Here is a 13,972-nt window from a genome sequence, read left to right on the forward strand (position 1 = left end):
CGCGGCCAGCAATCGACGGGCGTATTGTGCGCCGCAACGGACAAAAGGAATTACATGGCCAAGGAAGAACTCCTCGAAATGCGCGGGCGCGTGGTTGAGTTGCTGCCCAATGCGATGTTCCGGGTGGAGCTTGAAAACGGCCATGAAGTGCTCGGCCACACGGCAGGCAAGATGCGCAAGAACCGCATCCGTGTGCTGGTGGGCGATGAAGTGCTGTGCGAGCTGACGCCGTACGATCTGACCAAGGCGCGCATCACCTATCGCTTCATGCCGGGTCGCGGCGGCCCCGGCCCGCAGTAATTGCGGGCGGCCCTGGTGGGCGCGCTTCATCTCACGCTGGCATCGGCATCGCCCCGACGGCGAGAGTTGCTCGGGCGGCTCGGCCTGATGCCTGACGCTGTCACCCCTGCCGACATCGACGAGACCCCGCTGAAAGGCGAACTGCCCCGCGCCTATGCCTTGCGCATGGGGCGGGAAAAGGCGTTGGCGGTGGACGCGCCCGGCTTTGTGCTGGCGGGCGATACCGTGGTGGCGGTCGGGCGACGCATCCTGCCAAAGACCGAAACCGAAGCCGAAGCACGCGCCTGTCTCGAACTGATGAGCGGGCGGCGGCATCAGGTGCTCACCAGTGTCGTGCTGCGCGCGCCCGACGGCACCTTGCGCGAACGGCTGGACGAGACGGTGGTCTGCTTCAAGCGTCTCTCCGGCGAAGAAATCACTGCCTACCTCGCTGGGGGAGAGTGGCAGGGCAAGGCGGGCGGCTATGCCATCCAGGGTGCGGCGGAGGGCCTGATCCAGTGGATCCGCGGTAGCCATTCAGGCGTGATGGGCCTGCCGCTCTATCACACGAGGGCGCTGCTCAAGGCGGCGAGGTTCGCGATTGGGTAGCGTGACCGGGCGTGTGGGCACGAGCGCAGCGAGGCTCCCGCATGACCTGGCTGATCGAGGAAGGCATCGGCGAAACCCGCGCTCTGCTGGTCGAGGGCGAACAAGTGCTGGCGGCGAGGCTGCTGTGGCCGGGCGAGTTGGCCGCAGGCACGCGCGCCTCGGGCAGGCTCATCGCCAAGCTCAAAGGCACCCGCCGCGGCGTTGCGTTGCTTGAGGGCGGTATCGAGGCGCTTGTCGATCACTTGCCACAGGCTGTGACCGAGGGGCAGATGCTCGACCTCGTCATCACCCGTGCGCCTCTCGCCGAGCGGGGGCGCTTGAAACGCGCGCAGGCGCGGGTGGCGGGAGCAGACAATGGCGCCTTGCCCGCCCCCCTCGCTGAAGGGCGCATTGTCCGCCGCCTGCCGATTGGGCTGTGGGAAGAGGTATGGCACGCGGCCTCATCGGCCCGTCTCGACTTTCCGAACGGCGAAGTGCTCGTCAGCGTCACCCCGGCCATGACCGTGATCGACATCGACGGCATCGGCGCGCCGCGTGACGTGGCCCTGGCGGCAGTGCCTGCGATTGCCCGCGCGCTGGCCTTGTTCGAGCTTGCCGGGAATATCGGGATCGACTTCCCCACCCTCCCCGCCAAGGCTGATCGCCGGGCAGTCGATGACGCTCTCGAGGCCGCGCTCGCCGATTGGCCGCACGAACGCACCGCGATGAACGGATTCGGCTTCGTGCAGATCGTCTCGCGGCTTGAGGGCCCCTCGCTACTGCACCGCTTCGCGATGTCCCGCACCGGCATGTGCGCCCGCTTCGCCCTGCGGATCGCCGAGCGCGCCGAGGGCCATGGCCCGGTGCTGGAATTGCGAATCCATCCCGCGCTCAAGGCCAAGCTCAAGCCCGCATGGCTCGACGAACTGGCCCGCCGCACCGGCCGCACCGTGCGCGTGGAAACCGATCCCGGGCTTGCGCTCGAAGCACCCAGTGCCCAGATCGTGGCAGCATGACCAACAAGCCCTGCCCGATCTGCCGCAAGCCCCGGCACCCGGACCACCATCCCTTCTGTTCTGCACGCTGCAAGGACCGCGATCTGGCGCGCTGGTTCTCTGATTCCTACGCCCTCCCCGGCCCGCCAGCCGACCCCGAGGAACTCGCACGGGAAAGCTGGCGCGAGCAGGATTGAGGTGCAGCGGGAAAAGGCGACAAAAAGGGCGTGAAAACCCCTTGCCAACCCCCGCAGCCTTCGCCATAGGGCCGCTCTCATTTGCTCGCCGGGGCAGCCACATGGCTCGATCCCGTCGCTCGCAGCGAATGCCCGGGTAGCTCAGGGGTAGAGCAGCGGATTGAAAATCCGCGTGTCGGTGGTTCAAATCCGCCCCCGGGCACCATTCGCTAAAGGCCAAAGAGGCGAGCTGGGAGTGCCGACCTGATGTCCCGCCGCACCAAGATCTACGAAGGCAAAGCCAAGATCCTCTACGAGGGTCCTGAACCGGGCACGCTGATCCAGTATTTCAAGGATGATGCGACCGCCTTCAACGCGGAGAAAAAGGGCACGATCAACGGCAAGGGCGTGATCAACAATCGCATCAGCGAGCATGTGTTCACCCGCCTCGCCCACATCGGCATCCCGACCCACTTCATCCGCCGCCTCAACATGCGCGAGCAGCTGATCCGGCAGGTCGACATCATCCCGCTCGAAGTGGTGCTGCGCAACGTCGCGGCCGGTTCCATCAGCAAGCGCCTCGGGATCGAGGAAGGCGAGCCGCTGCCGCACACGCTGATCGAATATTACTACAAAGACGATGCGCTCGGCGATCCGCTGGTCGCAGAAGAACACATCGCCTGTTTCAACTGGGCCTCGAACGAGGAGATGCATGACATTTCCTCGATGGCGATCCGCATCAATGATTTCCTGTGCGGGATGTTCGCTGCGATCGACATCCGTCTGGTGGACTTCAAGCTCGAGTTCGGGCGGCTTTACGATGGCGATTACAGCCGCGTGATCCTCGCCGACGAGATCAGCCCCGATGGCTGCCGCTTGTGGGACATGGCGACAGGCGAAAAGCTCGACAAGGACCGCTTCCGCCGCGATCTGGGCGGTGAGGAAGAAGCGTATCGCGAAGTGGCGCGCCGCCTCGGCCTGCTCAATGGCGAAGACAATGGCCCGGGCGAGGTGTTCGACCTCTCCCACGCCCGCTCGCGCCTGCGCGGGCCGCCGCCGCTCAAGAAATAGGCTGACAGCCCCGATTGACGCGCTACTCTCGCCCCCCGTGTAAACGACCCGAGAGAGACGCCTGATTTCGATGCGGAATTTCCCCCTTGCTGCCAGCCTGCTGCTGGCGCTGTCGTCGCTCGCCTTCACCACCGCGCTCGCTGCGCAAGATGCCCCCGCGGCCGAAGCAACCACTGACGCGCCCGCACCTGTCTGGGCTTTCGAGGACAGCGACGTGCCGGTCGATACCGGCTACACCTTCGGCCAACTCCCCAACGGGATGCGCTACATCATCCGCCAGAACGCCACGCCCGCAGGCACGGCGCTGGTGCGGATGCGGATCGATTCGGGCGCGCTGGAGGAGGCCGACAACGAGCGCGGCCTGTCCCACTATCTCGAACACATGGCCTTCAACGGATCGAAGGGCATCCCTGAAGGCGAGATGGTCAAGCTGCTCGAACGCGAGGGGCTGGCCTTCGGCGCGGACACCAATGCTTCGACCGGGTTCGAGGCGATCACCTACATGCTCAACCTGCCGCGCAACGACGAGGCACTGCTCGGCACGGCGCTGATGCTGATGCGCGAAACGGCGAGCGAGCTTCTCATCACGCAGGACGCGGTTGATCGCGAACGCGGGGTGATCCTCGCCGAACGGCGTGACCGCGCGGGCTACCAGCAGCGCAACTTCGAGGACAATGTCGAATTCCTCGCCCCCGATGCGCGCTATCGCCACCGCATTCCGATCGGCACGCTGGCCGTGCTGGAAAGCGCGACGGCGGACCAGATCCGCGCGCTCTATCAACGCACGTACCGGCCATCGAACACCGTGCTGGTGGTGGTGGGGGACTTTCCGGTGGAGGTCGTCGAGGCCGCCATCCGCACCCGCTTTGCCGATTGGGCCCCAGCCCCCGCTCCGGCTGAGCCCGAGGCGGGCCCCATCGACGTGACCCGCAAGGGAATCACCGACATTCACCTCGATCCGGCTTTGAGCGAGAGTGTCACCATCAGCCGCCTCGCCCCGTGGCGGGACGAGCCTGACACGATCGCCAATCGCAAAGCAGCGTTCCTGCGCGGGGTCGGCTACGCCATCATCAACCGCCGGCTCGCGCGGCTGACGCGGAGCGCCGATGCGCCGTTCCGGGGCGCCAGCTTCAGCTCGGGCGATATCTTCGAAGCGGCGCGGATTACCAGCCTCAGCGTCAGCAGCGTCGATGGCGAGTGGAAGAAAGGCGTGCTCGCCGCGACCCGCGAGGTCAATCAGGCCCTCACCTATGGCTTCACGCAGGCCGAAGTCGACGAACAGCTCGCCAATATCCGCACATCGCTGGAAAACGGCGTGAAGTCGGCGGAGACCCGCAGCAATGCCGTCTTCGCTGGCGCAGCGCTGGCGCTGGCCAGCGATGAGCGCGTGCCAACCACGCCCGAATGGCAGCTGGCCGAATTCGAGCGTCTGGTCCCGGACATGACCCCGCAGGCCCTCTGGCAAGCGGTGACAGCCGATGCCGCGCCGCTTGCCGATCCGCTGATCCGCTTCGAGGGCCGCACCGCGCCCGAAGGCGGCGAAGCAGCTTTGCGCACGGCCTTCGCGGAGGGCATGGCCCAGCCGATCACCGCACCGGTCGACAAAGGCCCGCTGGCCTTTGGTTACACCGACTTCGGGCCCGCCGGGACAATTGTGTCCGATTCCATCGAGCCGCGCCTCGGCCTGCGCCAAATCCGCTTCGCCAACGGGGTGCGGCTGACGCTCAAGATGACCGATGTGCGTAAAGACCGCATCGCCTTTTCCTTCGCGCTCGACGGCGGCAATCTGATGAACACCAAGGAGCAGCCGCTGCGCACCTATCTGGCGGGATCGCTCGAGGGCGGCGGGCTGGGCAAGCACAGCCGGGACGAGCTCACCACATTGCTGGCCGGTCGCAGCGTGGCGTTCGGATTGGGGCGCGGCGTTGATGCCTTCACGGCGTCCGCCGTCACCACCCCGCGCGACCTGACACTCCAGATGCAGGTGATGGCCGCGCTGATTACCGACCCGGGATACCGCCCCGAAGCCGTCGAGCAGTTCCGCAAGGGCATCGAGAATTTCTACAAGACGCTCGATTCGACTCCGGGCCGCGCGCTCGCCGCAGCGCAGGGCGGCGTCATTCATGACAATGACCCGCGCTTCGCACTCCAGCCCAAGGAGGCGTTCTTCGCGCTCGATTTCCCGCAGTTGCGCGACGTGATCGCAGACCGTCTGGCGTCCGGTGCGATCGAGATTGCACTGGTGGGCGATCTGGACGAGGCGGAAGCGATTGCGGCGGTCGCCTCGACCTTCGGCGCGCTCCCCGCACGCGAGGCTGAATTCAATCCTCGCGACGAAGCGCGGGTGGTGACCTTCACTGCCGAACGCGGTCAGCGGGTGCTGACCCACAAGGGTGAGCCCGATCAGGCCTTGCTCCACTGGGTCTGGCCGACCACCGATGACAGCGACCTCGCCGAATCGATGCGTCTGAACCTGCTGGCGCGGATCGTGCGGCTCGAACTGACCGACCGTCTGCGCGAAAAGCTCGGGCAGGCCTATTCTCCCTCAGCCGCGTCCGACACCAGCGACGACTATCCCGGGTTCGGGACGTTTACGATCAGCACATCGGTTGCGGTCGATCAGGTCGAACCCAGCCGCGAAGCGCTCAAACAACTGGTCGCCGACTTGCGTCAGGCGCCGCTTGATGCCGACATCATCGAGCGCGCCCGCAAGCCGTATTTCGAGGCCTATAACAATTACCTGAAAGACCTGGGCGGCTGGCTGGCCTTGGCGTCCGACGCTCAGAGCGATCCGGCGGAGCTGGATGATTACTTCGACGCGCCGGGGATCATGGGGGCCATCATGCCCGAAGACATCCACCAGATGGCACTGAAATATCTCATCCCCGATGGCGCGGTGGAGTTTGTGGTGGTGCCCGAAGCATCGGTGGCTGCGGAATAAGAAAAGGGGCTGACAGGTCACCGCCTGCCAGCCCCTTTCTGTTTGGCGAAGCCCCCGCCCGCGGCGGGGACGCAAGACCTATCAGTACTTCACGCCGAACATCACGCCGATGATGCGCGGATCGTTGACGAAGGCCGTGTTGTTGTTGAAGTCGACCACGCCAAGGACGTTGTCTTCATCGGTGATGTTGCGCGCGAAGGCAGCGACTTCCCACTGGCCATCGTCACCCGAATAGCCAACCTTGAGACCGCCTTCGATGCGGCTCTTGGCGTTGAATTCGCGGCTTTCGTAAAGCAGGAAGTTCGTGTCACCGAGGAATACCCAGTCAGTGAAGATGAAGAACTCACCGGTATTGCCCACCGGGATGCTGTAGCGGGCGGTGAAATCGCCGCTCCACTCCGGTGCGTTGGGGAAAGGATTGTTGTTGATCAGCGCGCGGGTGCTGCCGCTGATCACGCGCGTGGGATCGGTGACGGTGCACTGCGCGCAGATACCGACGGCAAGGGTCGAATCCTTGATCGCGGTGTTGTTGTAAGCCACGCCGAGAGTGACGAGGAACTGCGGCGACACCTGGAACGCGCCGTCGAATTCGACGCCCCATGCCTCGCCCTTGTTGGCATTGATCAACTGGACGAGGTTGCCCGCACCGCCGACAGCGGTGAACTGCGGGTCTTCAACCGTGTAGTAATAGGCCGCACCATTCAAGCGGACGGTGCGATCCGCCAGCTCGCTCTTGAAACCGACTTCGTAGGAGGTGATGTTCTCCGACTGCGCGACTGAGGGCGGGTTGAAGAAGGCGACATCGCGGCCCTGAATCGTCGGCCCGCGGAACGAGTTGGCGATCTTGGCATAGACGCTGGCATCTTCCGACACATCGCCGAAGATGCTGATGTCCCAATCGAACTGATCGTCACCCACGCTGCGCGGCTGCGGGGCAGCGCCGGACCGGACGAAGAAATCCTTCTGGTCATCGGTGTAGCGCAGGCCGCCGGTGACGCGCAGCTTTTCGGTCAGCTGGTAGCCGACCTGCCCGAACAGCGCCCAGGCTTCGTTGGTGTGGTTGACCGTGACCGGCGGCGGGAAGGTGAAGCCGACGGTGGTGACGTCGAAATCGCTTTCGAAATAGAACCCGCCGACCTGCCAGCTCAGCGGACCCTCACCGGTCGAGGCGAGGCGGATTTCCTGGGTTGTCTGCTTCAGATCAATCGAATCCTGCGTGTCCGAGGGGAACGGGATCAGGCCGGGGCCACCCCCGCCCGGCAGAAACACCGCACCAAAACCGCCATCGACATCGCCGCGGCTCGAGCCTTCACTGGTCCAGTGGCTGGTGATCGAGGTCAGCGTCGCGCCATCGAATTCATAGGCCGCGGTCAGCGTTGCCCCGAACTGCTGGTAATCGGCCTGATTGCCGCCGCCTGCATCGTAGAAGACCGTGTCGCGATCGTAATTGGCGTTCAGCTTGTTGTTGCCCGGGCCCAGAATATTGGCGCGGAAGAAGGTCGAGGAGCCCTGAAGATCGCGGAAATTGACCGCGGCATTGATGCTCGTCCGGTCGTTCGGCGTGAACAGCAACTGCCCGCGCACGGCGAAATCGGCGTAGCCGCCCAGCGCGTTATCCTGATTGGTGAAGCCGTTGCTGATCCAATCGCCCCGCTTCTGCATCTGCGCTGCGACGCGGAAGGCCAGCACGTCCTTGGCAATCGATCCGCCGACCGCGCCATTGAGCGAAATCGTGTCGAGGCTGCCGAACGACAGGCCGGCAACAACGCTGGTGTCGTGGCTCGGCTTGATCGAATCGATCTTCACGATCCCCGCCGGGGTGTTGCGCCCGAACAGCGTGCCCTGCGGCCCGCGCAGGACTTCGACCCGCTCGACATCGAAGATCGGGAAGCTCTTGAGGGTGACGTTTTCCATCACGACATCGTCAAGCACCACCGAGACGGGCTGCGAGGCGGCAAGATCGAAATCGGTGTTGCCAAGGCCACGGATGTAGAAGCGCGGCGCCACGCGGCCATTCGAGCTTTCGACGTTGAGACCCGGCGCGGTGCCCGCCAGCGCGGTGATATCACCCGCTCCGCTGAAGATCGCGCCGATGCGTTCCTGATCCAGAATGTCGGCCGACACCGGCACGTCCTGAAGATTTTCCTCGCGGCGGTTCGCGGTGACGATGATTGTCGCCAGCTGACCGTCGGTGGCCTCGGCCGTTTCGCTATCCTGTGCGGCGGCAGGAGCGGCAATGCTGAAGGCAGCGGCGGCTGCGAGCGCGGTCGAGCCGGCCCAGACAGCACGAAATGCGGAATAACGGTGAGACATCAGACGGCGCCCCTTTGGTTTGAGCGGATGGAGAGTGGGTGATGTGCCCGTGACATTTTTGTCCGATTCGCGCGAGGCGAGGCAGCATCAATGTTGCGTCAAAACGACGCTTGCGCGGCGTTCTCTGGCGAGTTGTTGCACCAAGGTTACAATCCTATGCTATTGACGACTGGTTTTTGACAGCAATTCGACCCGGCTTGCGGTGCACAAGCGCGATCAGTGCGATTGCGTGTGCGGGCTGGAACGCTATAGCGGCGCCAAGACAGCCCCCCATATTGGAGCATCAGCCATGCAAGTGCGCGTCCTCGTCCGATTGAAGCCCGGCGTGCTCGATCCACAAGGCCGCGCCGTGCACCATGCGCTTGAAGGCCTCGGTTTCGCCGGGGTCGAAGACGTGCGGATCGGCCGGTTGATCGAACTCGATGTGGCCGATGGCACTGATCATGACACGATCAAGGCGATGTGCGAAAAGCTGCTCGCCAACACCGTGATTGAAAACTTCTCGATCGAAACCGCAGGAGCGCAAGGCTGATGGCGTTCCGGGCGGCGGTCATCACCTTCCCCGGCTCCAACTGCGACCGGGACATGGCCAGCGCACTCGAAGCAGTGTCGGGCCAGCCCGCGCTGCGGGTGTGGCATGCCGATGCCGATCTGCCGGACCGGCTCGATCTGATCGCGCTGCCGGGCGGCTTTTCCTATGGCGACTATCTGCGTTCCGGCGCGATGGCGGCGACCAGCCCGATCATGCGGGCGGTGATTGCGGCGGCGGAGCGCGGCGTGCCAGTGCTCGGCGTCTGCAATGGCTTTCAGGTGCTCACCGAAGCCGGCCTGCTGCCGGGTGCGTTGCTGCGCAATGCCGGCCAGCGGTTCGTCTGCCGCACCGTGGCGTTGACGGTAGAAAACACCACCTCGCCCTTCACCGCGGGCTTTGCTGCGGGTGAGACGATCCGCGTGCCGGTCGCCCATCATGACGGCAATTACTTCGCCGACGCTGAAACCCTCGATCAACTGGAAAACGAAGGCCGCGTCGCCTTCCGTTACGGCGAGGCTGTCAACGGATCGGCGCGCGATATCGCCGGGGTGCTCAGCGCCAATGGCCGCGTGCTCGGCATGATGCCGCACCCTGAACGCGCGATCGAACCTGCGGCAGTGGCGGCACTGGGCGGGGCTGACGGGCGGCGCCTGTTCGAGAACATTTTGGCGAACTTCGCCACCGCGTAGCGCTGTGCGTCAGGCGCGGCGCTCGCTCAGGTGGCGGAACAGCCCGCGCGCATCATCCGCCGTCATCGGTCGGCCGAAGTAGAAGCCCTGGATCTTGTCGCAACCCAGATTTCGGATGAGTTCGGCCTCTTCGACCGTTTCCACGCCTTCCGCAGTCGTGGTCATCTTGAGGCTCTGCGCCATCGCCACCACCGCGTTGATGATCGCGAGGCTTTCCGCACTGCCCTGCGCCGCGCCCTGCACGAAGGTGCGATCGACCTTGATGGTCGAGAACCGCAGCTTGCGCAGATAGCCGAGTGAGGAATAGCCGGTCCCGAAGTCATCCAGCGCGACCGAACAGCCCAGCGCCATCACTTGTTCCAGCGCGTTGCGCGCAACGCTGGCATCGCGCAGGAAGATGCTCTCGGTCACTTCGATCTCGAGCCGTTCCGGGCGGAGACCGGACACCGCAAGCGCCTGCACCACTTCCTCATGGAAGCCGGGCTCAAGCAACTGCTCGGGTGAGACGTTGACGTTGACCTTGATGTCTTCGGGCCAGTTGCGCGCTTCCTGGCAGGCCTGCCGCATCACCCACTGCCCGATCGGCACGATCAGGCGGGTGTCTTCGGCGAGCGGAATGAACTTGCCCGGGCTGACAAAGCCATGCTCGGCACTGTTCCACCGCACCAGCGCCTCGAAGCTGACCACCTTTTCGCTGCGAGCGTCGACCACGGGCTGATAATGCAGGATCATCTCGTCGCGGCCCAGGGCCTTGCGGAGCGACGCTTCGAGCGAGCGGCGTTCTTCGGCCGAGGCGTGGAGCTCCTGCTCGAAGCGGCAATGTTCGCCCCCGCCCATGTCCTTGGCGCGGTAGAGCGCAAGGTCGGCATTGCGCATCATTTCCTCGACGCTGTTGCCATCGCGCGGACCCTCGGCGGAACCGACGCTCGCGCCGACATACAGCGTATGGTGGTCGACCTGATAGGGTTCGGACAGGCGATCGATCACCTGGCGGGCAAGATTGCGGATCACGCCCGGTGTGCTCGCATCGCGGATCACGATCGCAAACTCGTCTCCGCCGAGTCGCCCGCACATCTGGTTCTCGCCCATTAGGGCTTGCAGGCGGGCCGAGACCTGACCCAGCAGCTTGTCGCCGGTCATATGGCCGAGTGAATCGTTGATCGCCTTGAACCGGTCGAGATCGACCATCAGCAGCGCGCAGCGCGTGCGCCACTGCACCGCATAACGCAGCGCCTCGCCCAGCGCTTCGGTCAGGTGCAGGCGGTTGGGCAGCTGCGTCAGCGTGTCATACCGCGCCAGATAGGCGATCTTCTCGGAGGACTTGCGCTGTTCGGTCACGTCCGAGCCGACACCGCGGAAGCCGGTGAAGCGCCCCTGTTCGTCGCGCATCGGCGTGCCTGAGAGTTCCCACCAGCGCTCTTCGCCGAGGATCGACACCTGCACCAGCGTGTTCGAGAAGTTCTCGCGGTTCTTCAGCCGCTCGGCCAGATCATGCAGGCTCGCCGGGAATTGCCCGTTTTCCCAGTTGCGGCCCGCGATCATCTCAAGCAGCGGCTTGCCCTCGACATCAGCCTGCGAGCGGCCCAGCGCGAAAGCGAAGCGCGGCGAAACGGATCGAAGCCGCCGTGCAGGATCGACTTCCCAGAGCCAGTCCGCCTCGTTCTCTTCGAACTCGCGCAGCAGCAAGGAGACCACAGCCTCCTTTTCGATCACGGCCGCTTCGGCCAGCCGGGCCTTGACGAAGGTCGAGCGGATCTGAACCGTCGCGACGAGGTTCGCAATCGTGAACAGGATCGCCGCACAGAGCGCCTGCCATTCAGCTTGCAAAGCGAGCGACACGATTGCGCCGACCCCGAGAATGGCGATGTAGATCAGCACGCTGAGCGGCGAGGTTGAGAAAACGAAGGTCGAAGAGACCATCATCACCATCACGATCAACAGCATCGCGGTCGCTTGGGCGCCATCGGCCAGCAGCGGAAAGGCGATAAGCGCCGCCACCCAGCATAAGGCTGAGGCAATGGCGTTGACGTTCTGCGTTTGCGCAAGGGCGGCGGGACCGGCGCGGTATGTCGGATCGACCAGCAGCAGATCGGTCTGCCGCGACCGGTAGAGGATGAAGGCGAGCAGCGCGGCCCAGGGTGTGACAATCAGCAGCCCGATCAGCGGCGCAAAGATCGAGGCCACGAACGCCACCACCAGCGCATTGGCCAGCATCCGGTTACGGCTCGCTTTCGCCAGCTCGGCATATTCGTCCCCCCGCAGGCGCGTCGGATCGAACGCCGGATTGCTCGACAGTCCGAGAATATCGGATATCGGCAATTCGACCGCGGAAGGCGGCGATAAGGAGGCGGATTGCTTGGCCACTGACAGCAGGCTTAACGGCCAATGGTTAGATTGCGGTAAAGGAACGCGAGCAGCCGCGGCCTGACAATAGTTAACCCGCCGCGGGCACCATTACCCTCATCTGGGGCTATTCGACCGTCACAGATTTGGCGAGGTTGCGAGGCTGATCGACATCCGTGCCTTTGACCACCGCGACGTGATAGGCGAGCAGCTGCACCGGAACGGCATAGACCATCGGCACGATCAGCGGGTGGACCACTGGCATCTCGATTGTGGCGATACAGCCCTCGCCCGCCTCGGCAATGCCCTTGGCGTCAGAGATCAGCACCACCTGCCCGCCGCGCGCGCGCACCTCCTCCATGTTGGAGACGGTCTTTTCGAACAGCGGGCCCGAAGGCGCGATCACCACCACGGGCACCGCATCGTCGATCAGCGCAATCGGCCCGTGCTTCATTTCGCCCGCCGCATAGCCTTCGGCATGGATGTAGCTGATTTCTTTGAGCTTCAATGCGCCTTCCAGCGCCAGCGGATAATCCTGCCCGCGCCCCAGATAGAGCACATCGCGCGCCGGCGCGATCAGGTGCGCCATGGCGGCGATATCATCATCATGCGCGAGCGCCGCGTTCAGCGCAGCAGGCGCTTCCAGCAGGTGGCGCACGATCTCGGATTCCTGATCGCGGCTGAGACGGCCCTTCTTCACCGCCATGTGGGCTGCCAGCGCGGCCAGCACGGCCAGCTGACAGGTGAAGGCCTTGGTCGAAGCGACGCCGATTTCCGGCCCGGCGTGGGTCGGCAGCAGCAAGTCAGCCTCGCGTGCCATTGTGCTGGTCGGCACGTTGACGACCACGCCGATGGTCTGCCCATTGGCTTTGCAGTGACGCAGCGCCGCCAGCGTGTCCGCCGTTTCCCCGCTCTGCGAGATAAACAGCGCCAAACCGCCGTCTTCCAGCACCGGGTCACGGTAACGGAACTCAGACGCGACATCGATGTCGACCGGGACGCGGGCAAATTGTTCGAACCAGTACTTCGCCACCATCCCGGCATAGTAGGACGTGCCGCAGGCCACGATCGTCAGGCGGCGGATGCTCGACAGGTCAAAGTCGATCTGTGGCAGGGCCACGGAATTGTCCGAGCGCCGCAGATAGGAAGCGAGCGTCTGCGCCACCACGGTGGGCTGCTCGTAGATCTCCTTCTGCATAAAGTGGCGGTAATTGCCCTTCTCCACCGCCGCCGCCGATGCGCCCGAGGGGCGGATTTCGCGGGTGACAGGGGTGTTGTGCAGGTCATAGATCTGGACGCCGTCGCGCCGCAGCACCACCCAGTCACCTTCTTCGAGATAGGTGATACGCTGGGTCAGCGGGGCGAGCGCCAGCGCGTCGGACCCGAGATACATCTCGGCCTCCTCGCCTTCCGGCCCATAGCCAAGAACCAGCGGCGAGCCCAATCGCGCGCCGATCAGCAGCTCAGGATGCGCGCGGAACGCGATGGCCAGAGCAAAGGCACCGCGCAGGCGCGGCAAGACAGCGCGCACGGCGGCGACCGGGTCGGCCCCGGCTTCGACCTCGGCGGAGATCAGGTGCGCGACGACTTCACTGTCGGTCTCGCTCTCGAACACCCGGCCCTTGGCGGCGAGTTCGGCGCGCAGTTCCTTGAAGTTCTCGATGATGCCGTTGTGAACGATGGCGACTTCCGCGGTCGCGTGCGGATGAGCATTGGCCGCAGTCGGGGCACCGTGGGTGGCCCAGCGGGTGTGCGCGATGCCGACGTGTCCGGGGGCCGGATCGCTGGCGAGCACTGTCACCAGATTGGCGAGCCGCCCCTCCGCACGGCGCCGCACGAGGGCGCCGTCATGCAGCGTGCAAATCCCGGAGCTGTCATAGCCCCGATATTCCATCCGCTTCAGCCCGTCGACCAGCCGGTCAGCGACGCTGGCACTTCCCACGATCCCGATAATGCCGCACATCGCCTGGCTGTTCCCTCGCTGTCGTTTCCGCCGCTCTAGCTGCCCTAAAGTGAACAGCAAGCCCCCCGATTGCGCCGTCCGG

11 protein-coding genes and 1 tRNA gene are annotated in these 13,972 nt (G+C 64.7%); 9 read left to right on the forward strand and 3 right to left on the reverse strand.

From position 1 onward, the window contains the following. Positions 1 to 54 precede the first annotated feature (54 nt). From infA to ACLBKT_RS08630, 7 genes are all read left to right on the forward strand, one after another. A complete protein-coding gene (gene infA / locus ACLBKT_RS08600) occupies positions 55 to 300 on the forward strand; it encodes a translation initiation factor IF-1 (RefSeq protein ID WP_007163491.1) in 246 nt (81 codons plus the stop codon). A gap of 15 nt (positions 301 to 315) precedes the next feature. Then, on the forward strand, positions 316 to 888 hold the full coding sequence (locus tag ACLBKT_RS08605; protein ID WP_410182511.1) for a Maf family protein: 573 nt from the start codon (positions 316 to 318) through the stop codon (positions 886 to 888). Between the two features lie 41 nt (positions 889 to 929). Continuing rightward, the gene (locus ACLBKT_RS08610; RefSeq protein ID WP_410182512.1) at positions 930 to 1,883 is read left to right on the forward strand and encodes a ribonuclease; all 954 of its coding nucleotides are present in this window, start codon (positions 930 to 932) and stop codon (positions 1,881 to 1,883) included. Beyond that, on the forward strand, positions 1,880 to 2,059 hold the full coding sequence (locus ACLBKT_RS08615) for a DNA gyrase inhibitor YacG (RefSeq protein WP_410182513.1): 180 nt from the start codon (positions 1,880 to 1,882) through the stop codon (positions 2,057 to 2,059). Before ACLBKT_RS08610 ends, ACLBKT_RS08615 begins: the two co-directional genes overlap by 4 nt. 130 nt (positions 2,060 to 2,189) lie before the next feature. After that, a tRNA-Phe gene (locus ACLBKT_RS08620) sits at positions 2,190 to 2,264 on the forward strand. A 41-nt stretch (positions 2,265 to 2,305) separates the two neighbouring features. Beyond that, positions 2,306 to 3,109, forward strand: a complete 804-nt coding sequence (gene purC / locus ACLBKT_RS08625) for a phosphoribosylaminoimidazolesuccinocarboxamide synthase (RefSeq protein WP_410182514.1) — start codon at positions 2,306 to 2,308, stop codon at positions 3,107 to 3,109. 70 nt (positions 3,110 to 3,179) lie between these two features. Further along, positions 3,180 to 6,050, forward strand: a complete 2,871-nt coding sequence (locus ACLBKT_RS08630; protein WP_410182515.1) for a M16 family metallopeptidase — start codon at positions 3,180 to 3,182, stop codon at positions 6,048 to 6,050. A gap of 81 nt (positions 6,051 to 6,131) precedes the next feature. On the opposite strand, the gene ACLBKT_RS08635 is transcribed toward ACLBKT_RS08630, so the two are convergent. Further along, complete coding sequence (locus ACLBKT_RS08635; protein WP_410182516.1) at positions 6,132 to 8,363, reverse strand: TonB-dependent receptor; 2,232 nt, start codon at positions 8,361 to 8,363, stop codon at positions 6,132 to 6,134. A 289-nt stretch (positions 8,364 to 8,652) separates the two neighbouring features. Here ACLBKT_RS08635 and purS point away from each other — a divergent pair, with 289 nt between their 5' ends. After that, entirely contained in the window at positions 8,653 to 8,895 is a 243-nt protein-coding gene (purS, locus tag ACLBKT_RS08640) for a phosphoribosylformylglycinamidine synthase subunit PurS (RefSeq protein WP_410182517.1), read from the forward strand. Beyond that, positions 8,895 to 9,584 carry a phosphoribosylformylglycinamidine synthase subunit PurQ gene (gene purQ / locus ACLBKT_RS08645; RefSeq protein WP_410182518.1) on the forward strand — a complete coding sequence of 230 codons (690 nt, stop codon included), beginning with the start codon at positions 8,895 to 8,897 and terminating at the stop codon, positions 9,582 to 9,584. The genes purS and purQ overlap by 1 nt, the downstream gene beginning before the upstream one ends. 9 nt (positions 9,585 to 9,593) lie before the next feature. Here purQ and ACLBKT_RS08650 read toward each other — a convergent pair whose 3' ends face one another. Further along, positions 9,594 to 11,903 (reverse strand): putative bifunctional diguanylate cyclase/phosphodiesterase, encoded by a 2,310-nt coding sequence (locus ACLBKT_RS08650; protein ID WP_410182519.1) that lies wholly within the window; start codon positions 11,901 to 11,903, stop codon positions 9,594 to 9,596. A gap of 151 nt (positions 11,904 to 12,054) precedes the next feature. Further along, complete coding sequence (gene glmS, locus ACLBKT_RS08655) at positions 12,055 to 13,890, reverse strand: glutamine--fructose-6-phosphate transaminase (isomerizing) (protein WP_410182520.1); 1,836 nt, start codon at positions 13,888 to 13,890, stop codon at positions 12,055 to 12,057. Positions 13,891 to 13,972: the final 82 nt, after the last annotated feature.

The sequence above is a fragment of the Erythrobacter sp. W302b genome (assembly GCF_046452395.1).
In the GTDB taxonomy this organism is placed as follows: domain Bacteria; phylum Pseudomonadota; class Alphaproteobacteria; order Sphingomonadales; family Sphingomonadaceae; genus Erythrobacter.